The sequence below is a fragment of the Paenibacillus sp. FSL K6-1330 genome (genome assembly GCF_037976825.1).
In the GTDB taxonomy this organism is placed as follows: domain Bacteria; phylum Bacillota; class Bacilli; order Paenibacillales; family Paenibacillaceae; genus Paenibacillus_AQ.
In genome coordinates, this window is sequence record NZ_CP150269.1 from 3,253,345 (window position 1) to 3,276,668 (window position 23,324).

18 protein-coding genes are annotated in these 23,324 nt (G+C 47.2%); 15 read left to right on the plus strand and 3 right to left on the minus strand.

Translation table 11 applies throughout. From position 1 onward, the window contains the following. Positions 1–186: 186 nt before the first annotated feature. Complete coding sequence (locus NYE54_RS14905; RefSeq protein ID WP_215158371.1) at positions 187–807, minus strand: flavin reductase family protein; 621 nt, start codon at positions 805–807, stop codon at positions 187–189. A gap of 100 nt (positions 808–907) precedes the next feature. Between NYE54_RS14905 and NYE54_RS14910 the strand changes: the two genes are divergently transcribed. Further along, positions 908–1,597: a winged helix-turn-helix domain-containing protein gene (locus NYE54_RS14910; protein ID WP_339272805.1), complete on the plus strand. Its 690-nt coding sequence runs from the start codon at positions 908–910 to the stop codon at positions 1,595–1,597. 155 nt (positions 1,598–1,752) lie between these two features. On the opposite strand, the gene NYE54_RS14915 is transcribed toward NYE54_RS14910, so the two are convergent. Next, positions 1,753–2,292 (minus strand): NADPH-dependent FMN reductase, encoded by a 540-nt coding sequence (locus NYE54_RS14915; protein WP_339272807.1) that lies wholly within the window; start codon positions 2,290–2,292, stop codon positions 1,753–1,755. Between the two features lie 305 nt (positions 2,293–2,597). On the opposite strand from NYE54_RS14915, the gene NYE54_RS14920 reads away from it, so the two are divergent. Together NYE54_RS14920 and NYE54_RS14925 are read left to right on the plus strand one after the other, a co-directional pair. After that, on the plus strand, positions 2,598–3,770 hold the full coding sequence (locus tag NYE54_RS14920) for a GNAT family N-acetyltransferase (RefSeq protein ID WP_339272809.1): 1,173 nt from the start codon (positions 2,598–2,600) through the stop codon (positions 3,768–3,770). Between the two features lie 17 nt (positions 3,771–3,787). Next, positions 3,788–4,567 (plus strand): GNAT family N-acetyltransferase, encoded by a 780-nt coding sequence (locus NYE54_RS14925; protein WP_339272811.1) that lies wholly within the window; start codon positions 3,788–3,790, stop codon positions 4,565–4,567. Positions 4,568–5,276: 709 nt separating this feature from the next. On the opposite strand, the gene NYE54_RS14930 is transcribed toward NYE54_RS14925, so the two are convergent. Further along, positions 5,277–5,969, minus strand: coding sequence for a DUF421 domain-containing protein (locus NYE54_RS14930; RefSeq protein ID WP_339272813.1), 693 nt, complete (start codon positions 5,967–5,969; stop codon positions 5,277–5,279). A gap of 266 nt (positions 5,970–6,235) precedes the next feature. Here NYE54_RS14930 and NYE54_RS14935 point away from each other — a divergent pair, with 266 nt between their 5' ends. From NYE54_RS14935 to NYE54_RS14990, 12 genes are all read left to right on the plus strand, one after another. Beyond that, complete coding sequence (locus NYE54_RS14935) at positions 6,236–6,382, plus strand: hypothetical protein (RefSeq protein ID WP_339272815.1); 147 nt, start codon at positions 6,236–6,238, stop codon at positions 6,380–6,382. Positions 6,383–6,831: 449 nt separating this feature from the next. Next, positions 6,832–8,748, plus strand: coding sequence for a threonine--tRNA ligase (thrS, locus tag NYE54_RS14940; protein WP_339272817.1), 1,917 nt, complete (start codon positions 6,832–6,834; stop codon positions 8,746–8,748). Positions 8,749–8,815: 67 nt separating this feature from the next. Next, the gene (locus NYE54_RS14945; protein ID WP_339272818.1) at positions 8,816–9,856 is read left to right on the plus strand and encodes an AraC family transcriptional regulator; all 1,041 of its coding nucleotides are present in this window, start codon (positions 8,816–8,818) and stop codon (positions 9,854–9,856) included. A gap of 271 nt (positions 9,857–10,127) precedes the next feature. Beyond that, complete coding sequence (locus NYE54_RS14950; RefSeq protein WP_339272819.1) at positions 10,128–11,588, plus strand: MFS transporter; 1,461 nt, start codon at positions 10,128–10,130, stop codon at positions 11,586–11,588. Positions 11,589–11,664: 76 nt separating this feature from the next. Next, a complete protein-coding gene (locus NYE54_RS14955; RefSeq protein ID WP_339272821.1) occupies positions 11,665–12,195 on the plus strand; it encodes a ClbS/DfsB family four-helix bundle protein in 531 nt (176 codons plus the stop codon). A gap of 561 nt (positions 12,196–12,756) precedes the next feature. Further along, on the plus strand, positions 12,757–13,878 hold the full coding sequence (locus NYE54_RS14960) for a glycoside hydrolase family 88 protein (RefSeq protein WP_339272823.1): 1,122 nt from the start codon (positions 12,757–12,759) through the stop codon (positions 13,876–13,878). Beyond that, entirely contained in the window at positions 13,868–16,036 is a 2,169-nt protein-coding gene (locus NYE54_RS14965) for an alginate lyase family protein (RefSeq protein ID WP_339272825.1), read from the plus strand. Before NYE54_RS14960 ends, NYE54_RS14965 begins: the two co-directional genes overlap by 11 nt. 68 nt (positions 16,037–16,104) lie before the next feature. Continuing rightward, on the plus strand, positions 16,105–17,829 hold the full coding sequence (locus NYE54_RS14970; protein WP_339272826.1) for a histidine kinase: 1,725 nt from the start codon (positions 16,105–16,107) through the stop codon (positions 17,827–17,829). Next, on the plus strand, positions 17,826–19,415 hold the full coding sequence (locus tag NYE54_RS14975; RefSeq protein ID WP_339272827.1) for a response regulator: 1,590 nt from the start codon (positions 17,826–17,828) through the stop codon (positions 19,413–19,415). The genes NYE54_RS14970 and NYE54_RS14975 overlap by 4 nt, the downstream gene beginning before the upstream one ends. Positions 19,416–19,912: 497 nt before the next feature. After that, positions 19,913–20,833, plus strand: a complete 921-nt coding sequence (locus NYE54_RS14980) for a sugar ABC transporter permease (RefSeq protein ID WP_076326113.1) — start codon at positions 19,913–19,915, stop codon at positions 20,831–20,833. 12 nt (positions 20,834–20,845) lie between these two features. Next, on the plus strand, positions 20,846–21,688 hold the full coding sequence (locus NYE54_RS14985) for a carbohydrate ABC transporter permease (protein WP_083659837.1): 843 nt from the start codon (positions 20,846–20,848) through the stop codon (positions 21,686–21,688). 150 nt (positions 21,689–21,838) lie between these two features. Beyond that, the gene (locus NYE54_RS14990; RefSeq protein ID WP_076326114.1) at positions 21,839–23,221 is read left to right on the plus strand and encodes an extracellular solute-binding protein; all 1,383 of its coding nucleotides are present in this window, start codon (positions 21,839–21,841) and stop codon (positions 23,219–23,221) included. The last annotated feature ends 103 nt before the right edge of the window (positions 23,222–23,324 follow it).

Below are 23,324 nucleotides of genomic sequence, written 5' to 3' on the forward strand. Positions count from 1 at the left end.
TAGAAGACGCTCCATGTACGAATCGTTCCTCCCATCGCTGTTGCTTGTCCGGAATCGATTCGTCCTCTCCGCTACGCCGTCCAGATTGCTTACCTTTATCTGACACACTTTCTGTTTATGAGAGTCGTACGTCAAGCAACTAAATCTACTTTTGGGACGGCCCCTTTCATTCATCATCACGCTGGCTTAAGTTTCGGCCCGAAATGTTTTGCCTAACGGATTGCCAAGGCCATAATAATGCCGAAAATTATAGATTAGCGGACTCCATTTGGCGGGATCAATGTGATGTTCATTCAAGATGATATTGTTATGGGCGTGTACATGGATCGCCTGTGTTTCGACAATGGCAAACATGGAAGAATAGTCGGGAATCCGAATGTTTTTCACGGTAGCCTCGATTTGAATGGGACACTCCATAATGCGAGTTGGCTTTACGGTGACAGAATCCGCAGGCGTTAACCCACATACCGCATATTTATCTTTTTCATATGAAAAACCGTTCTTTGCCTTATCATCAGGAACTGGATATTTTCCTGTATGAGGGGCTAACTGCTCAACATTTTCCCATATGGAAGGGTCAGGAAGGTTGATGACACATTCCGGATGTCTTTCCAAGTTCTCTATCGCTTTACCCCCGAGTCCGATTCCTAAAATAATATATTCCCCGAGCGCCCATGAAGAGGATATGGGACTAATATTTACGGTATCATCTTCATTTAGCGTATTGAGTAAAATAACCGGAGTTCCATAGTAAAGAATTTTCGGTTTAATGATGTCCGTGCCGATCATGCCAGTAATTTCCTTCATAAAAAGATTCCTCCCAAATGATCTGTTCTATCCAAAATCATTGTAAAATAGAAAAGATTCGATGCTCATCGAAATGTGGATTACATGAGGAGGGATGTAGATGTATGCGAATCCAAATGCAGCCTTGGTAGCATCACTCGTTAGTGAGGCATCGAGAGCGGCTATATTAACCGTCTTATTGGATGGGCGCTATCACCCGGCAAGCGAGCTGGCGTACATGGCAAAAATTAAACCGCAAACGGCCAGCTTCCATTTATCGAAAATGGTAGCGGCGAATCTGGTCACCGTCGAACAACAGGGAAGACATCGTTATTACGGAATACAGGATCAAGAGGTTGCCCAGGTCATGGAGACACTTCTATCCATAACGCCTCCTGTCGAAATAAGATCATTAAACCAAGCCACGGAGACTGAAGCCATACGTCAGGCAAGGACTTGTTATGATCATCTTGCGGGGAATTTGGGAATCCAATTGACAAATTCGCTGCTCAGCGCCGGGGTCATATCCGAAGTGGAAGATCAATATATGGTTACAGAAAAAGGGGAGAACTTCTTCAAGGAATTTCAGATTGATCTGAGTCGTGTTAAGCGCCAACGCCGCTCTTTCGCATATCGATGCCTGGATTGGAGTGAAAGACGCCATCACTTGGCCGGAGCATTGGGCCATGCCCTGCTCGAAAGATTACTCGAGTTACATTGGATACAACGCGTTCCAAGAACAAGAGCCATACAAATTACGCCTGAAGGCAAAGAGGGGTTAAAAGAAACATTCCATATTGATATGGAGTAGGAACGGGGTTTAGGTATAGGACTAATGGTGCAGATCGACGATGCAGATAAATTTATGGATGCAGAAATATGGATGCAAAAATATGGATGCAAAAAAATAAAAAGGACTGCCCTCACCTCATCGGAAGATGAAGGGGACAGTCCTTGAATTAGAGATTAGCGCAGTGTTTTCAATGCTCCGCTCCATGCAAGCACTTGGTCAAGCATGCCATTCAGGTTGACGAGATGAAGATCAGCTGGTTTGAACACAGAGCCATTCTCGAAATCAGTGAATAACGAAAGTGCTGGGTGTACACGGACATCCGCTACGGACAATTCACCCAGAATTCCACGCAGATGTTCGGCAGCACGAGCGCCGCCAACAGAACCATAACTTACGATACCTGCAGCTTTATTGTTCCATGGTTCACGAGCAAAATCGAGTGCATTTTTCAAAGAGGCAGAAATACTGTGGTTGTATTCTTGTACGATGAATACAAAGCCGTCAAGACTATTCAGCTTATTGTTCCAAGCGGTTGCTTGCTCTGTAGCATCAGCCTCGCCAAAAAGCGGGAGCTTGTAATCAGCGATGTCAACGATTTCGTAGTTTGCATCTCCGCGCTCATCGGCTATACGCTTAACCCATTCACCTACTTGTGGGCTCAAACGGCCTTGACGTGTGCTGCCTAAAATGATACCGATATTCAATTTGGACATTGTTGTTACCTCCTGATTATTTTGAATTTATTTTTATCTCGATGTGTTTGTTATTTTGCATGAGCTAATCATAATCTCAGGGGGTTAACTTTGTCAAGTAGCTTACAAAAAGTTTGTGAGGTATATTGAGTTTTTTTGTATCCAAAGTACGGTTGGATTTGTGCCTGATTCGGACGTGTTTTGTACCGTATAGGCAGCAGCAATGTTATACTGATCATGTGCCCTGGAATAAAATTCCCGTGCCGAGAAAACACGTGTAATTCAGCACTTAAAGTACATATAAAGATTGGAGAGGTGAAGCAAGTATGGAACTGAGACAATTAAGGTCCGACGAGTTTGAGATCAGCACAAAATTATCCGAATATGCCTTTCAATATACACTGACACCGGAGCAGCGAGAGTCCAATCAAAAGCATTTTAAACCTGAACGCTTCTGGGGGATTTTTGACGGAGAAGAGCTGCAAGCGAAACTGACCATCATCCCGCTGCAAGTTTATATGCATGGAAACCTTTTCGATATGGGCGGTATTGCCGGTGTGGCAACCTGGCCCGAGAACCGCAGACAGGGGCATGTATCCACCTTGCTCAAGCATGCATTGCAAGAGATGAAGGGCAAAGGCCAGACCCTTTCCTTCCTGCATCCGTTTTCGATCCCGTTCTATCGTAAATTTGGCTGGGAACTTTACGCGGAATATAAAAAGTACATCATTCCGGTACCAAAATTCCCACGTAAGGTGGAAGTGCCTGGCCGCATTGTCAGAGGCGTAACCGATATTCCAACACTGGACGGCATGTATCAAGCCTATGCCAGCCGCTATAACGGTACGCTTGTGCGGGATGACACTTGGTGGACAAGATTCGTGCTGCAGGGGGACAGTCACAGCGTTGTTTATTATTCAGCTGAGGGCAAACCGACGGGCTACGCGTTATATGAGCTCAAAGACAAAGATCTCGTGTGCGACGAATTTGTATACCTAAATGAAGAAGCCCGAAGCGCACTCTGGACCTTTTTTGGAAACCATGATTCCAGGATTGAGCAGGTTACGATGACGATGGTGCCTGGAGATGATCAGCTGCCATTTATGCTGCCGGATCCACGCGTTACCCAGGAAGTGGTCCCATACTTCATGGCCCGCATCGTGGATTTGAAATCCTTTGTGGAGCAGTACACTTTTGAAGAAAATCGGGAAGCCGTGATGACTATCGAGGTGGAAGATTCCGCTGCGCCTTGGAATGCAGGCCGATGGAGTCTGTCGGTTAATCAAGAGGGGAAAGCGGAGCTGTCGGAGCTTCCGTCCGATCATGGGGAGCAGGCTGATTTGTCGACCGATATTCAGACGTTGTCGGCGCTGTTTGCGGGATACAAAAGACCACGGGAGCTGCATGCCATTCACCGGCTATCCGGAAATCCCAAGGCTGTAACACAATTGGAGTCGATGATTCCCGTCGGTCAAACCTACCTCATGGATTTCTTTTGAGAAAGGGAGAAGACTTGGTGATTCGCAGACTTTTGCCTGAAGAGCTGGGGAGCCTCTTAGATACGATCAACAGGGAACAGCATTTCTTATATTATTCCTACCTTACGTGTCGGAAGAATCAGACCGTTCATTATGGGCAGTTCTCAGAACAGGGAGAGCTGCTGGGTGTTACGGCTTTTCTGAGAGGGTTGCCTTTCTATGCCTTTTCGGTGTATCCTCTTCAGACATCATTTCGATTTCAGTCCGTGCTGTCCCGAATGAAACGAGATCTGGAATTACCTGATGGGGAACTAGGGAGCTTTATCGTGAATGAGGATGAATGGGAGGTTCTTAATCTTGAGACTGATGTGATGAAACCTCCCGCAGGCATCCTACTCATGAAGCATCGGCACCTTGAAGATTTGCCGTTAGGAGATGACGAGGTGTTTCGTTTAGACCCTTCATACTATGATATGATCGAGTCGAAAATGGTGGAATTCAATACGATAGCTTTTGCAAAGGAAGAGCTTCAAACCCCCTTCTATGGGGTTATTCAGGATCAGGAGCTCATCGCTGTCGGCGGATACCATATCTATAGCGATGATTATGTTGAGCTTGGGAATATTGGCACGGATGCTGCGTGGAGAAGACAGGGGTACGGCAAAAAGGTATGCGCGGAATTGACCCGTAAGGGGCGTGCAATCACTCCCCATGTGTATCTGAATGTGCTGGAGAAGAACGTAAACGCGATCCGGTTATATCAGTCCCTGGGATATGTTACGGTGTGCAAACAGTACATCGTGGAATTCGCTTTGTAGTTAGAAGCAAGGAAAAGAAGCCTGACCAATCAGGCTTCTTTCGTATGATAAGGTCAACCAGAAACAGCTGGTTGGCCTTATTTTGTAGTTGCTTTAAATGGTCGATATCCGGTATAACGAGGGGCTTATAGCGGAACCGACCCGAAACAAAACTGTTTTCCCACTACCGTCCCGTGAGTTTCTCTCGTTTGTACGATATTTGGTACAAATCTCTTACTGCCGCTGGCATTGGGATCTCGTTTGTACGATTTTTCATACAACTGTTCTATAACGGAACCCTTTCGTGCCGATTTTGTACGATCTTTCGTACAACTTCATCGGTGGTACCTCTTAACACTCAGATTTGTGCGTTTTTTCGTACAAATCTCTTGAAACAGCTAGCATTAAACTCTCTGTTGTACGATTTTTCGTACAATTGTTCTATAACGGAACCCTTTCGTGCCGATTTTGTGCGTTTTTTCGTACAACTTCGTCGGTGGTACCTCTTAACCCTCAGATTGTAAGTTGTTCCGTACAATTTTATGTTGGACTAAATGACGCACACATGTTGGTGATCATAATGCAGAATTCAAGGGGGCGTTACAACCTGTTTTTCGAAACGACGCACCGTGTGCTTGCGGGTAGCCTAAGGGGCGAAACGGAATCAGAAAATCTGGAGAAGAGGCAGGAAGGCCTTATGCAAAATCAAGGTGGGATAACCTATATAAGATCATTCCAGAACCTCCCTTTTAGAATAAACATGAAGCTTCCCGTCATCTCCATATTCCGCGTAAGCGATCTCCTCCAAGGAGTCAAAACCTTGTTCCCGGGCTTTCGATTTGATCTCGCTATGATCAATGGGTTTGCCCAGCATCGATTCCTCGAGCAGCTTTCCCTTGTCGATGACCGTTACCGTAAAGGTGTCCGCTTTGGCTTCCATGCCCATATCCTGGGCCGTAGGAGGCTCGTACTCGGGTTTACGCATGACGGACAGCGATCCGTCCGTTTCCAGAATGGCGTATTTGACTTCAGTTAACGAGAAAATGCTTTGCCGTCTCAGCATGGATAACAGTTGTTTATATTCCATATCGTATTTGTTCAGCAATTTTTGGTTGAGCTTTCCGTTATCGATCAGAAGGACCGCCCGGCCTTCCGTTAAATATCCGAACTTAACGAAGCGGGTGGTTGCCTTCTCGAAGAGGTAAGACATCGTCGTCCAGAGCGCAAGAGCGAATAACAAATGATATATGTTTACCTTATCATCGTAGAGGCTTGCCCCGACAATTTCACTCAGAATTAAGGAAGACAAGAAATCAAGCGGTGTAAGCTGGCTGATGGTTTTTCTCCCCGTAACAAAAGTGATTATCCATAACCCAAAAAAGCTGATGACCAGTTTAACCCCTAAATCCATATACATGTCCATGGGTCAGCCTCCTTGAATGGCAATATAATATGCTAAGATATTAAACGTGTTGGCTTCAAGCAGAAACAAGGGAGATTTAACCGTTTACTTCGAGGGTGGTGGTGGAGACCCGGAAACCAAATTACGATACTCCATCCGCGATCGCCTTAAACCCTTACTTTTTACGTTGACCCCTTGAAAGTGACGCGACGTCATCTTGTAAGATGTATTTTGTGATAGAAAATTACGATCTATGTCATAAATACATACAGAGGGAGATGGACGGAATGAATAAGGGAGATGTCATGATTTACGCTTGCATCATCATCGGGGCGGGTATTGGTTTAGCGCTGGGAAGTGCGTTTCCAGGAGTTCTGGTCGGTTTAGGTGTTGGATATCTGATTAAAATATCTATGAACAATAAAGAAAAGTGATCATGGTAGAGATGCTGACATGGGATGTATTGGGAGACTGAAAGTTCCATATTACATGGATCTGTCAGTCAGATTCTGTTTGACAATTAGAAAAAACTGACTTATAGTACTTTACTATCAGCAACCATCAAAGACATGATTCTTGAAACGACCTGCCCAGAGAGGGAAGTGATTGGTGAAAGCTTCCTCCGTGCTTGCTTCTTGAATTACCCCTTTGTAGCTGTGTTTTTGAACCCTGATCGGTCGTTTGACTATCGAGATATGGAACTAGAAAACACCGAGTCATCCCCGTTATCGGATGTCTGAATGAGGATCGAAAAGAGCACGCTGGCCGTATGAGCGAATGCAACTTTCGATCAAATTAGGGTGGAACCACGAGCTGAACGCACTCGTCCCTTAGGGATCGAGTGCTTTTTTGCGTTCAAACAAAATTTGATGGAGGGATAACAATGTCAATTGTAGTAACGCTGCCGGACGGAAGCCAAAAGGAGTATCCCGCACAAACGACGATGAGCCGCATCGCGGAATCCATTCATTCAGGTCTAAAGAAACAGGCTGTTGCCGCCAAAGTGAATGGGAAACTCGTGGATTTGGATTATGAGCTGTGTCAAGATGCAGAAGTAAGTATTATAACGCTGGATTCAGAGGATGGACTATACGTGTATCGGCACAGCGCGGCTCATCTGATGGCCCAGGCCGTTAAACGGATCTATGGCAGGAAGTCCGTCCATTTTGGGGTAGGACCTGTCATTGAGGATGGTTTTTATTACGATATGGATCTGGGGCATTCGATTACAACCGATGATTTGATTGCCATTGAGCGAGAAATGCAGAAGATCGTTCAGGAAGACCTGCCGATTATTCGCAGGGAGGTTGGTCGTCAGGAGGCCGAACGTATTTTCAAAGATGACCCATACAAGATGGAGCTGATCCGTGAATTGCCGGAGGACGAGGTCATTTCGGTGTATGAGCAGGGGGAGTTCGTTGATTTATGCAGGGGGCCGCATCTTCCTTCAACGGGCAGAATCAAGGCATTCAAATTAATGAGTGTGGCAGGTGCTTATTGGCGGGGGAACTCGGACAATAAAATGCTGCAACGAATATACGGAACAGCGTTTCCGAAAAAGTCGCAGCTCGAGGAGCATCTATTGCTGCTGGAAGAGGCCAAGAAACGGGATCATCGGAAGCTGGGAAAAGAGCTGGGGCTCTTTATGTTCTCAGAAGAAGCGCCCGGCATGCCTTTCTTTTTGCCAAACGGGATGATCATCCGCAATGAGCTGGAGCAATTTGCAAGAGAACTTCAATTCCATAGCGATTATGATGAAGTGCGCACGCCGCTGATGATGAACAAGCGGCTGTGGGAAATGTCCGGTCATTGGGATCACTACAAAGACAATATGTATTTCACGCAAGTGGAGGAGACGGAGTATGCGCTGAAGCCGATGAACTGTCCAGGGCATATGTTAGTCTACAAAAATTCGCTGCACTCCTACAGAGAGCTGCCCATTCGTATTTCCGAATTTGGTCAGGTGCACCGCCATGAGTTCTCAGGCGCGCTTAACGGCATGATGCGGGTGCGCACGTTTTGTCAGGATGATGCGCATATTTTTGTGAGACCTGATCAGATCCAGGAAGAAATCAAGCAGGTTATTAATTTTATCAGCCAGGTTTATCAAATTTTTGGCTTTGATTATACAATCGAGTTATCGACAAGACCTGATGATTCTATGGGCTCTGAAGAATTGTGGGAGCAGGCGGAGTCATCGCTCCAGCAGGTGCTGGACCAACTAGGGCTGCCGTACCGAATTAATGAAGGGGATGGCGCGTTTTATGGACCGAAAATCGATTTTCATATCTTGGATTCCTTAAAGCGAAGCTGGCAATGCGGTACCATCCAACTGGATTTTCAATTCCCTGAAAAATTCGATCTTTCGTATATCGGAGAGGATAACCAGAAGCATCGGCCGGTTGTTATTCACCGGGCGGTATTTGGATCCATCGAGCGATTTATCGGGATTCTTACAGAGCATTACGGTGGGGCTTTCCCGATGTGGCTCTCTCCCGTACAGGTTATGATCATTCCGGTGTCAGATCACTATATCGATTACTCGTTAAAGGTGAAGAAACGTCTGGAGAATGCCGGCATACGGGTGAATGTCGATGTAAGAAATGAAAAGCTGGGTTATAAAATCCGTGAAGCGGGTCTGTTGAAAACGCCTTACACGCTGGTTCTTGGCGAGAAGGAAATGAACTCCGATCACGTATCGGTCCGTAAACGGGGCGAGGGCGAACTTGGTGAGAGTGCCCTAGATGATGTGATCGCAAGGCTTCGGAAAGAGATCGAGTCCAGAGGATATGAATCCTAAGATCAAACCCTGTTTCTAATTTCTGTTGAATGACGATGGGTTGTCTTCAAGAGGTTTGGAGCGTACAATGCAGCTAACGCAAGATTACAGGGATAAGAAGGTGTCACCATTGACTTTAAATATCGTGAATGCCGAGGTTCATAGCCTTTTTGATCAGTTCACAGATCTCGTTCAGGGATCTTCCCAGTTTAGCGAATGGCAGGAGCATATCTCCATACCACCGGCGGTGGGACAGGGAAGCATCAGGAGGACACGGATTCGTTCAGGCATGGAGATCGTAGTGACGGATATTACCTTCGCACAAGATATGAAGCTTCACATTCAGGAAGCATGCCAGCTGTTTGAGTTAAGCTACTGTTTGAACGGCGAAATTTATTGTGAGTGGAATGGAAGGGAAAGCTTCACGGAGAAGATGACAGGCAACGTTCTCTTTTTTGAGGATGAGCTGGTATATGAAGAGAAGAAGGCCGGCATTAGGCAGCATATGCTTGAGATTCGTTTGTCCCCCCAAGAGCTGCTTCATTATGCTGGAGACATCACCGAGAAACACAGGATGGAATCATGGCTGCATCGGCATAAAGGGCAAATCGACGAATATCCGAACACGCCTGCTATCCATAAATGCGTATCGGATATGATGAACTGCAGTTATAACGGTACGATGAAACGATTGTACATGGAGAGCAAGGCGATGGAACTCATCGCATTGTTTGCGGAGGTTGAAGGACATGAGACGGTGGGCGGCAACCGTTTTCTAAGCCGTGACGATCTGTCCAAGTTGGAGCAAGCCAGACAATTAGTCATCCATCATTTTGAACAGCCGCTATCGATTCAACAGTTAGCAAGAAGAGTTGGACTGAATGAATTCAAATTGAAAAAGGGGTTCCGCGAACGATTCGGCATCACGATTTTCGAACTTGTGCGCAAGCAAAGAATGGAGAAGGCCATCTGGTACATGGAAACGGAAGGCTATAATGTCGGAGAAACGGCCGTATCTGTCGGCTACAGCAATGCCAGCAATTTCGCGACTACCTTTCGCAAGTATTATGGCTGTAATCCGGGAGAATATCTGAAAGCTATAGGTCACAGCCGTACGTCAAGCCCTTAAAATAAATACGAAGAAGAAAAAGGATTCTAAACATGTTTGTCATGTTTGGAGTCCCTTTTTTTGTAGATCCTGACTCCCTCTACAAGGAAAGAAAATACCTTGGCAGGTAGATCAAAACGCCATCATCGATGATAATGATTATCAATTGGTTGAATTGATACGCCAAGTCTATGAAATCGATAGTGATCTTTATGCGAATCCGCTCAATGGTAGGGTGGCATTTGCTTTAAAATGCGGACGCAGCTCATGAAAATGGAAGAGAGGGAAACTCATGAATAAAATCGCTATAACGGATATGACAGCACAACAGGTAGTCCAGCCAGCTGATCCACGCCGCTGGGTCGCTCTTATTCTGATCCTGCTTCCGACTCTTCTGATCTCTCTGAACAATTATATGATGCAGGTTGCACTTCCTAATATGCAAGACAGCCTGCACGCCAGTTTTGCCGAGGCACAGCTTATTTTCTCAGGGTATTCATTAGGTCTTGCTGTGGCCTTGATCTTGGGCGGAAGGCTGGGTGACATGTATGGCAGAAAACGAATGCTGCGCATTGGGGTTTTGGGCTTTACGGTGATGAGTGTATTCGGGGGATTCGTTTCAAGTCCACTTCTACTCATTAACGTGCGCGTCATCCAGGGGTTATCGGCGGCGATGATTCAACCACAGGTCCTATCCATAATCCAGCGAACCTTTCCTCCGAGCGAAAAAGGGTTGGTTTTTGCAATCTACGGAGCGGTGATCGGGACAGGATTCACGCTTGGTTTAATCCTTGGCGGAGTTTTGGTGGATTGGAACTGGTTTGGGCTTGGCTGGCGATTGGTATTTTGGTTTAATGTGCCTTTTGGCCTCCTTGTGATTACAGGCCTGCCGATCGTCCCTGAGTCCCGCGGACCTGGAAAGCAAAGAATTGATTGGATTGGGACATTGCTGCTCATATTCGGGTTATTCTTGCTGATTTATCCACTCACGGTGGGGCAAAAACAGGGATGGCCATCATGGACATGGGGATGCGTACTGTTATCGATTCTGATTCTCCTTGCCTTTATTGTTTTGCAGAAACGGAAGGGAAAGGAGCAGGATACACCGCCGCTCATGGATCTTTCCATTTTTCGAATACGTTCTTTTCGTCGGGGAGTCTTCACGGAGATGATGATTTACCTCAGCATGTTCTCATTTTTCTTCATATTGAATTACTTTCTGCAAACAGGATTGCATTTCAATCTGAAGACAACAAGCTTGGTCTTTCTGCCCCTGGGTTTGGGGTTGTTTGTTACCTCGTTGCTGTCATCCCGGATGGTCAATCGATGGGGGAACACTGTATTAAGGTCAGGCGCGCTAATTATGGGCATTAGCATACTCCTGCTTGTAGTATCACTGAATATGGATCCCATTCATTTGTTTCATATCCATAATATCCTTATTCTATCGTTGTATGGAATAGGTCTGGCTATGGCGACAACGCCGCTTGCGAATATGATTCTTAGCAGTGTACCAGCGGCATCAGCAGGAACAGGCTCGGGTTTGTTCACCACCATGATGTATCTGGCTAATGTATTGGGCGTTGCATTTATAAGCATTTTGTTCACTCACTCGCTTGGGCTGTCCCTCTCAGATGCAAGCCTGGCGGATTATGTAAGAGCCTTCTCGATCACTGCTGGAGCTAGTGGATTATTAGCTTTCATGGCTTCTATTTGCTTAGGTTTAAAGCGCTACCGGGTCGAGAGAAGCTAGATGATATTCATCACCGTGCATGGCCTCAGGGCATGGTATAATTTGGATGCCCCTCTTAAGTGGGTGGAACATGTAGATGATGAAGGAGAGGGTACCGTTGCAAACGTACCAGAGCAAAGAAGCTTTAATCACTGAAATTCAAAAAACGTACAAGCTTTTTGACCAAGAATTTGATGATGTTCCAGAGGATAAAAGGAATCTGCGTATAGGCGAAGTGGACAGAACACCCCAAGAGATGATCGCCTATCAGCTCGGATGGCTAACGCTGGTGATGAGCTGGGAGAAGGATGAACTTGCGGGTAAAGAAGTTACGACGCCAACCCCTGACTATAAATGGAATCAATTGGGGGCGTTGTATCAGCAATTCTATCATACGTATGATGCACATTCTTTGGAAGAATTACGTTCGTTGTTGAAGCAGAGGATAGAAGAATGGTGTGAATGGATCAACCAACTGAGTGAGGAAGAGTTATTTCATTCGGGTGTTCGCAAGTGGACGGTAACCAGTGCCAACTGGCCGATGTGGAAATGGCTGCATATCAATTCCGTCGCACCGTTCAAAAGCTTCAGAAGCAAAATCAGAAAGTGGAAGAAGTACGACGGCTAGACTATATCGCTCGGCAGACATGAGAGGCCGTCCCATTTAGATCTAGTTGCTTGACGTACGGCTCTCATAAACAGATAGTGTGTCAAATAAAGCTATGGCGGTGCTCAGGATGTTATTCCCACACCGCTATAGTTTCTGTTTGATCAGATAGAGTTGGTCCATGGTATATTGAATGTACAAAAGAAACCGTTCCTTTCGTAAATGGTTTGGGTAGCACCTCCATTTTACCAAAGAACGGTTTCTCTGCGTCTAAAAAAGTAAGCAATCTGCACGGCGTAGCGGAGAGGACGAATCGATTCCGGACAAGCAACAGCGATGGTAGGAACGATTCGTACATAGAGCGTCTTCTAACAGCAAGAAGGGGGCCTCCCGAAAGATCTAAGAAGCCCCTTTTTTTAGTTGGATTCGAGCGAAAAGGAACAGGCTTGTTCCATTTCTACCACCCTAGAGACCCGGAAGTCAAAATATTGCACATCAAGGCAAAAATCGGCTCTACAAGAACGGGGTGACTCTCCTTATCATGAATCGTAATCATGATCGATTTGAAGGGAGCAAGAGGTTATGTGGAGCAGTGCGATTAAAGACGCCGTAGAAAAAATCCGGAAGAACATGGATACCTACGGGACAAGATTTCCCCACGTCAGTAGGGACGGAGCTTATTTGTTGAATGACAATGACGACTGGACGAACGGCTTCTGGAGTGGCCTTCTCTGGCTATGTTATGAATACACAGGTGACGAGGCCTTCAGATTGGGGGCGGTGCGAACCGTAGAAGATTTCCGCCAACGCTTTGCGGATAAGCGGGTGCTGGATCATCACGATATCGGATTTCTGTATTCCTTGTCCTCCAAAGCGGAATGGATCGTTGATAAGAACGAGAGTGCCCGCGAGTTGACACTTCAGGCTGCGGACTTGCTGCTGAAACGCTGGCGTCCGGGCGGAGGATATATTCAGGCCTGGGGTCCTGAAGGGGATGAACAGGAGGGAGGCCGCATCATTATCGATTGTTTGATGAATCTGCCGCTCCTGTTCTGGGCTGAACTGCAAACCGGAAAGTCCCAATATCGAGAAATTGCAATCATGCAGGCGGAGAAGACAAGGCGTTATCTGGTGCGGGGAGATGACAGTTCATACCACACCTTCTTCTTTGATCCGCATACCGGGGAACCGATCGGAGGTGCTACGCATCAAGGCTATACAAACGGGTCGACATGGACGCGGGGACAAGCCTGGGGGGTATACGGCTTCGCACTGGCTTACCATTATACAGGAGATCATGTATACCTCGAGACTTCTAAAAGAATGGCAAGGTATTTCCTTGCGCACTTACCGGAGGATCATGTCGCCCTTTGGGACTTTAATGCTCCCGTAACCGCCGAGACTTATCGCGACAGCTCGGCTTCCGCTATTGTGGCAGCAGGCTTGCTGGAACTGATTGGACATTTGGAGGAGGAGGATTCCGATAGAGCCGACTTTGAACAAGGTCTTAAGGATTCCATGACCTCGTTGGTACGAAATTATTCCACGATCGGCCAAGAGGCAGAGGGCCTGCTGCAGCATGGCTCTTATCATGTGCGCGGCGGATTGTCCCCGGATGATTTCATGATCTGGGGGGATTATTTTTACCTGGAAGCTTTGATTCGGATGGAGACCGGCAGCAAGGGGTACTGGTATGAACGCTGATGCTACGGAAGTTTCGGTGGATGCCGTTTTAGCGGTTTTGAATCTGGAGGATTCCGCCATGCGTCCGATGCAAGATGCAGACGACGAAGGTCAACGGCACGATATAATGAGTAAGCTGCACAAGTACTTCTCTTGTCGGAGGACACCCGGATGGTGGACGAGCAGTGAGGATAAGCAAAGAATTACGGAATATGTGAAGCATTACTGTGCAGATGAACTGGAAACCGTGATGAAGACAGCGGATGAGGTGGTGCGGCAGACGTTCCTGTTCCGCTTTCCATGGGATATGGAACGGAGTGTAGTGCCCGTCACATTTGACGGTGATATAGACTGGTGCCATATTCCCGATCAAGACGTGGAGTGGGCTTATATGCTGAATCGCCACCGTTATTGGGTTGCGCTAGGACAAGCGTATGCGATGACAGGCGATGAGAAGTATGCGGAGGTGCTTGGCCGCCAGCTTGAAGACTGGATAGATCGGAATCCTGTCCCCCAAGAACCTACGACGGATACGTTGACATGGCGCCCGATCGAAGCGGGTCTGCGCAGTGTGAACTGGATCAAGGCACTTCGATACATGATCGGCAGTCCATCCCTGACTCCGTCGCTGCTCGGTAAAGCGCTGATTTCGCTTCACGAGCATGGGGAGTATCTGGCTGCTTCCTTCACCAGCTGGAAGCATATCAGCAACTGGGGTGTCCTGGAGACTTGCGGTTTATACCATATTGCACTGTTCTTCCCCGAGTTTAGCAAGTCGGCAAGGTGGCGGGAAATGGGGGAAGAGAGACTGAAGGAGACGGCCCGGCTCCAGATCATGGCGGATGGGATTCACTGGGAGCAATCGCCAACGTACCATCATGAGGTGCTGGCTTGTTATCTTGACTGCGTTCACCTCGCCAATCTCAACGGGTTGGAGCTTGACGGTCCATTTCGGCGTACGGTCCGCGAGATGGCCGGAGCCTCCCTGTACTGGGCGAAGCCGAATCACAGGCAGCCGATGCTGGGAGACAGCGACGACAGCGATATCCGTTCCATTCTGACCTATGCCGCGTGGTTATTTGGGGATTCCGTTCTGCGCTTTGGCGGCAATGCTCGGCCGGATTATGATAATGCCTGGCTGTTCGGCATAGAGGGAATCCGTGATTATAAAGCAATGGTTCCTTCGGAACCGCTATACCTGAGCAGAGCATTTACCCATTCCGGTCATTATACAATGCGAACGGGCTGGGACGAAGAAGCGCTGTACCTTTATTTTCACTGCGGTCCGCTCGGGGGAGGCCACGGGCACGCTGATATGCTGCATATTGATCTCCATGCCTACGGCCGTGATCTGCTCACCGATCTTGGGAGGTACAACTATAGCGATCATACACCGCTGAGAACAGCATTAAAGGAGAGCTCAGCCCATAACACAACTGTTGTCGACGGAATCGGATTTACCGGGGTCAAGGACACCTGGTCTTTCGACCGGATTGCGGGGCCACTAGGCTGCAAATGGATCAGCAGGCCGGAGTTTGACTATGTCGAGGGGGCGCATGACGGCTATCTCTATGGGAATGAGCCGTTGTATCCGCGCAGAAGGATCATCTTTATCAAGCCATACTATTGGCTGCTGATCGACAGCTTGGTGTGCCTTGAGCAGCATACCTTTACTCAGCATTTTCATTTTCCACACCCTCCAGGAGAAGTCTTGATGGAAGCGGAATCATTGATTTGCCGTACAAACACCCTTGGGGAAGCGAATCTATCCATCATCCCCGTAACCACAGACGGCCTGCGTGCGGAAGTGGGCGAGGGCGTGATCTCCCGTGAGTATAACCTGCTGGAACCTAATGCGAATGCGGCCTACTCCCGGACTGGGAAAGGTTTGATCAGCATCATGCAGGTGCTTTATCCTCATCGTCCAGGCGAAACAGCCGCTCCGCGAGTCCGTAAGGTACCTGTATATCGTCATACGGGCGAACGGGTTCATGACGGGCAAGCTGAGGCATGCGGGGTTCAGCTCCCGGGAATGGAAGAGGAGTTTATTCTCGTTGTTAGTCACCGTGCGCCATCCGGTCATTATGATTCTTATGTGGTGGAGGGCATGCAGATCTTCGGAGAGGTTGTGCTGATGACCCTCCAAGGAAGAAATAAGCAAGTAACCGTAATCATTTAATGAATGCTTCCGTCACAGAGGACTGATAGAATAAAGAGGACAATAGCATAAGAGAGGCGCAGAGAAAAATGTTCAAATTCACCTACTACAAACGCATCCAGCTGTCGTTTCTTTTGCTGATCTTTATTCCGCTGATTGCGGTTTCTATCATTTCGTTTGTTCTGATCCGGGATACGATGGTAGAGAAGCTGCAGCTCAGCAACGAGAATTTCCTGAACGTCATGACGGATGAGCTGAGCAAGACAATTGATGATGTAACGTTTGCTTCCCATTTTATAGTGAACGATACGAATGTTCGCAATATCCTGAAGTCATTTGCAGACACAAAACGGCTGGCTACTTATCAGGATTATGTGCATTTTAGACAAATTCAGGATGTGTTTTCCCTGATTAACTCCAAGCCGCTGAATAATAACGTCCGCATGTACTTGGTCAACCGTCAGCATTTCGTCATCTCTTCTGGCACGGAGGATTTGACCGCCATTAACGGAAGTGTCGACAAGCTGATGCAGCGCGTCGATCTCAATAAACCGGAAAGCCTGCAATGGCTTGGGATGGCGGGCGGCGACTCGGCAGGGAAGGGGAAAAGTTACTATATCGCCAGGGTCATTTATGACAGCCGCGAGAAGAGGCAAGTGTCCGTATTGCTCAGCGCCATTTCCGATACTTACTTCAACAGGCTGCTTGGTACGGTCGACTTTGGCAAGGTGGCGCTCTTTGATACAACAGGGGAATTCATCGCAGGCGACTCGGGGCTAATCCCGAATCATATGGAGACTAAGGGCAGTGTCCGAACGGACAGGACCATTTTGAAATCGAACTGGAAGCTGGCCTATGAGGCTTCGGAGAAAGAGTGGTCGGGGCAAATCTCCCGGACTTTTTATACCGGTCTAGCCGGGGTCATTCTGCTGTTTCTCGTTTTCTCCGGGATGTCCATCCTGATCGCCAAAAGGCTGCACAGTCCGATTCTCAAGCTGCAGCGGGTTGTACGCCAGTTCGGAATGGGAAACCTCGATGTCAGACTGGAGGTCAAGGGCAAGGATGATATCGCCGAATTGGGGCAGACGCTGAATACGATGCTGGATCAATTACAGCGGCTGATTCACGATATCGAACAGGAGCAGGAACAGAAGCGGGTGATGGAGCTCGAAGCCTTGTTTATGCAAATTCGCCCTCATTTTTTGATTAACACGCTGAATTCGATCAAGTGCAGTCTGATCTTGACGAAAGATACACTTCATAGTGGAATTATTGATTCCTTGATGAGTTTGCTTCGAGCTTATCTCAAGGTCAATGAGCCGGCCACTTTACGCGAGGAATGCAAGCTGCTGGGCCATTATGTCGACATTATGAAGATCCGCAATGAAATCCCGCTTCATTTAGAGGTCGATCTGGATCCGGAAACCGAGGGGCTCATTTTGCCGAAACTTATTTTGCAGCCTGTCGTTGAGAATGCCATCGTCCACGGGCTTGTCGATCATCAGACTCCACGCATTGAGATCCGTTCCCTAAGCAATCCGGACGGAGTCCGAATTGAGATTACAGACAATGGCTTCGGGGCCGATGAAGATATGCTCCAATGTCTGAACCGTAGGCTGGGAAAACCAAGCGGCGAGCAGGATGGGGCTTATGAGAGAGTGGGTCTAATGAACATCGTCCAAAGACTCCGATTGACCTTCGGACCGGAAGCGAGTTTGACACTCGCCAACCTTCCGCAGGGTGGAATGTCAGTTTCACTGTATTTGCCCCAAAGTCATCATCATGGTTTTTTACCGGAGGGAGAGGAAGAATGATGTATAGAGTAATGCTCATTGACGATGATGTTCCTATGCTCAAGGTACTGCAACAGATGATTGACTGGGAGGCAAACAATCTGCAGATAGCCGGCAGTACGTATTCCAGTGCGAAAGCGCTGCATATGTTTGAGGAATTACGTCCGGATATTGTCATTACGGATATCGGACTGCCGCAAAAAAACGGCATTGAGTTGGCAGACCATTTTATTCGCGTGAAGCCGGAGGTTCGGATTATCTTCCTGACCTGTCATGAGGATTTTCATTACGCCCAGCAAGCCGTAAAGCTGCAAGCGGATGATTATTTAATCAAGGATCAGCTTACGGCTGAGCAGTTGGAGCAGAGTCTTGGCAAATCCATGCACTTGTTAAAGACGCGGGCCGGTCTGATTAATCGCGAGGCGGCGAGTTACAACAGCCAGCTCTTTCGGCAGGATTTGCTGCAAAGGGTAATCAATGGCTCGCCGTCCGAAGCCACTTTGGCTTATGCGGCACAGATCGGCATCTCTTGGACGTATCCGTGGTTTATGCTGGGACTGGTCAGCATTCAACTGTCCAGCTTTGACAAGCGTTTCAGACAAACGGAATTTCCACTGATTTTATACGCTGTCTACAATATCGCGACGGAATTGTCCGAATCGTATGAAGGAATTACGCCGTTCATGGAGCAGGGAAACATTGTGATTCTTCATAACTTTAGGGTGAATCTCGCACAAAATGCCAGCTTGAATCTTCATAATTACTTGCAGCGGCTGTGTTACCAGTGTGTTCACTTTCTGAAAATTCAACCCAACGTTATCGCGGTCACGGACAAAATGGAATTAAGCTCGATTGGTTCTATCTATCAGGAAATTCTCCATGGCAAGTGCGAGTTTTACGCAAATACCGACTATACGATATCCGAAATTTCGCAAATAAGGTCGCGTTGGTTTCAAGCTGCGCCACAGGGGTTTCTTGACAGCTATGTTTCAGAGCTCGAACGGATGCTCATCAAGCAGGATCTCGACGGAATACGTGCTGCGCTTCAGAAGATCGCCGGGACCGCAAAAGAGCTGTCGATTGATCCGAACGACTTTGCCAGGGACCTTTCCTCCATGCTTCGCGGTATCGAGCTGATGTTCTCCAGTCTGAAATTCGATGAGGATCTGTTTGCCTATCTTGCTTTAGCTCGCACCTTGGAGGATATGATGGAACTGGTGGAGAGAAAGCTGATCCAGATTATCGGAACCCGGCAAACGGGAGTAGGAAGCTCCCCGAATGAGCCGAAGCTGCAGGTGATCCAGCAATATATCGATCAGCATCTTGACGATAACATCACGTCGATCGATATGGCACGCTATCTGTTTTTGAATCCGAGCTATTTTTCGCGATATTTCAAACGGATGACGGGGTTGACCTTCACGGATTACGTGCATCAGTACAAAATGAAGATGGCTACCAAAATGCTCAGAATGTCTGGACAAAATCTGGAGTCTCTTGCTATGGGATTAGGTTATTCAGATCGGACGTATTTTTCAAAAGTGTTTAAAAAATACGTGGGGACCACGCCGAGCGAATATAAAGCGAAGTACACCGCGCGAAAATAAGTGGACCGCTACAGTTAAATTCACATTTACAGCAGCAAGCCGCCTGGCAAGGGCGGCTTTTTAAGATTTAAGAATGTATAAGTTTTCAGCGAAGCGTTAGCCATAATGTATTCGCATTTATATGTTTTGGGGTCCCCGCAAAGTATCTGGAATAACCATCGGAGCATAGGCTCCCCTTTGTGGGGCTTTATGTTTTGGGGTCCCCGCAAAGTATTTGGAATAAGCATCGGAGCATAGGCTCCCCTTTGTGTGGCTTTTTGTTTTGGGGTCCCCGCAAAGTATCTGGAATAAGCATCGGAGCATAGGCTCCACTTTGTGGGGCTTTTTGTTTTGGGGTCCCCGCAAAGCATTTGGAATAAGCATCGGAGCATAGGCTCCCCTTTGTGGGGCTTTTTTTAGGTCAAAATCTTGCACATGGCTGGTCATAATCCCTCCTTCTTGCCGATAGCGGATGTATTACTATAATGACAACTTACAAATTGTTGAGGTGATGTTACATGGAGGCTGTACAACAACCTGTGCCCAAGAGCCGGCGGAAGTTTTGGACCCCCAAGCGGAAAGAGGCTTTGATCGGGTGGCTCTTTCTGGCCCCGGAAATCGTCGGAATGCTGCTATTAAACGTATTTGCCCTTGGATTTTCTTTGTATTTGAGCTTATCCGATTGGGATATGCTGTCGGGTGTCCAGGGTATCGAATTTACCGGACTGGATAATTTCATCAAGATGTTCCATGATCCAACCATTATGCAAGCGATAAAGAACAACTTGATCTATATGGTTCTTACGGTGCCGATCCCGATTGCGATCGCCTTGGTGCTTTCGGTATTGATTCACAACAGCGTGTTCTTCAAGAGTTATTTTAAAGTCGCGTTCTTTATTCCTTATATCTCTTCGATCATCGCAGTTGCTGCGGTGTGGAGCGCATTATTTCACCCATCGCTGGGTCCGATCAACCAGTTTCTGATGGACATCGGGATCAGCAGTCCGCCGAAATGGCTGGTCGATCCGAAAACGTCGCTCTTGGCGATTTCGATTATCAGTTCCTGGGCGGGACTGGGTTACACGATCATAATCTACATGGCCGGGCTCACGAACATTTCGAATGAAATTTACGAAGCGGCGGATATTGACGGTGCCAGTTCGATCAAAAAGTTTTTTGCGATCACGGTTCCGATGCTCCGCCCGACGACCTTCTTCCTGTTGATTACGATGTTGATTGGTTCGTTTAAAGTGTTTGACATCATTGCCTTTTTAACGGAAGGCGGCCCGAACAATTCTTCTACCGTGCTTGTATTCCGCATCTATGAGGAAGGCTTTAAATACTACAATATGGGATACGCTTCGGCCATTTCTTGGTTGCTGTTCGCGATTATCGGTCTGATTACCGCGCTTACCTGGAAAATGAGAAATGAAGAATAAGGAGGGAGAGTAATGTACATGCAGTTGCTTCGAAAAAACGTGTCCAAAGTGATAATCACCCTTATCATGGGGGCATTGTCCATCGTGTTTCTCGTTCCGCTTATCTGGATGATTTCCGCGGCTTTTAAATATGAGAAGGATGTTATGCGGTTCCCGATTCAATGGATACCGGAAAAGGTGAATCTGGCGTACAATTTCAAGATGGTCTGGATGGGAAGAGTTCCCTTCTATGATTTCTACTTTAATTCTTTTAAAATAGCGATTATTACGACTTTAATTACACTGATTATCTCATCCATGGCAGCCTATGCGCTGACGAAGATTCGCTTTAAAGGACGGAACCTCGTCTTTATGGCCTTGCTCTCGTTCATGATCATTCCGGATCAGGCGACCCTGATTCCTCGATTTTTGCTGATTCGCTGGTTTGGTCTCTACAATACGCATGCAGCCATCATATTCATGAGCATGTTCTCGATCTACTTCACATTCCTGCTGCGTCAATTTATGATCGGGATCAGTGATGAATACTTGGAAGCGGCCAGAATTGACGGAGCGGGTCATCTGCGGACATTTGCTTCCATTATGGTTCCGCTGTGCAAGCCTGTGCTTGCTACGGTAGCGATTATTAAATTCATTTGGACCTGGAACGATTACCAGAATCCGCTCATCTTCTTGCTGGACAAGGACTTATACACGATTCCGCTGGGGATGACGCTGTTCCGTGATGACTATACCAACAACTACGCTATTATGATGATGGCGTCCGTATCGGCGATTATTCCGCTGGTCATTGTGTTCATCGCATTGCAAAAGCAGGTTATAAACGGCATTGCTTTGGGCGGGGTAAAAGGTTGATACGAAGTCTAATGTCAACAATCAGAAGTTCGGAAAGTCAAAAATGTAATCCTAGAACCTCAAAATTGTGCACTTGATCCGCCATGCTGGTGCCTATAATGAACATGAAAACAGCACCACAACTAATTTATCTGTGCAGGGGGAAGTAAGATGAAGAAAAAAAGTAAACACAGATTATCCGTCATTCTTAGCACGATCCTGGCGAGTACCCTGGTCTTAAGCGGCTGCGGGAATTCCGGGTCTGAAAGCGGTGCCAGCAAGGACGGTGGAAGCGGTCAGACGGACAAGCAGGTTACCGTCAAGTATTACAACTGGGATAACGAAGCTCAACAGGCGGGTACGGACGCCATGCTCCAGGAATTTATGGATCAGAATCCGAATATCAAGGTCGAACATGTGGTTCTCGTCCCAGGTGATTCCGTGGAAATGTTGAAAAAGCTTGATTTCCTGATCTCATCCGGTGAAGCGATCGATGTTATTCAATTCCCAAGCTTAGGCGGAGTTCTCGAACGCGCCTCACGTGGAGCACTTGCTCCCCTGAACGAGTTCTATGAGCAGGAAAGTCTCGTTCCGGAAGACGAATACTTTGTCAATGCCAAGTTAGAAGACAAGTATTATGGCATGCAGTACACCAAGAGCATGAACTATGTGATGCTCAATAAGGATGCCCTGGATGAAGCGGGACTTGAAGTTCCGAAATTCGGCTGGACTTGGGATGATTACCGCGACTATTCCAAGAAGCTGACCAAGGGCGAAGGCGTAGACAAGCGTTACGGGTCTTACTTCCATACATGGGAGCTTTATATGAACGCTCCGGCGCAAACCATGATGAAAGATCCGTTCGTATATGAGGACGGAACTACCATTCTGGCCGATCCGACTTACAAGTATTTCTTCCAGCTCCGCAAAGATATGGAGGAGACGGACAAGTCGGCCAAACCTTACAGTGACGTACTTGCCGCGAAGCTGAACTACCGTACTGAATTTTTTAATGAAGAAGCTGCTATGATTCTTACAGGCAACTTCACGATAGCGGACCCAGGCAATACCGAGCAATATCCACATGATTTTAAAACAGCTTTCGCTCCTGTACCTGTGCCTCCTGCGGGAATGGAACCTAAAGAGTATGAAGGAAAATACTTCACCAGCGGCAGTATGCTTGCGCTGGGTGCCAATTCAACCAACAAGGAAGCATCCTTCAAGCTTATGAAATTTATGACAACAGCCGATTCGGACAACAGACTTGAGTTCTCTGGCTACAAGAAAGCGAATAACGAAGAATTGTTGACAAAGCTGGTTGCCGGTAAAGAGGATAAGTACGATATGGATTCGCTGAAATATACGCTGTTTAGCGATGAAATCCAGTATCTTGATGCAGCTAAAGTCATGATGACGGATACTTCGGAATTGACCAAGATCATTGATGACGGCTTTGCGAAATTCATGCTCAGCAACGAGCCGATTGATGAGGTTCAACAATGGATGGTCGATGAAGCTACAAAAATCATTAACGAAAAAGGCGTTGTTAAGTAATCGGGCCGGATGGAATCCTAAAGGTTGATGCTTAGCTATTGATTGGAAGGGCTGTCCTCAGTAATCATACATCTGAGACAGCCCTTATTCTATTGTGATACTC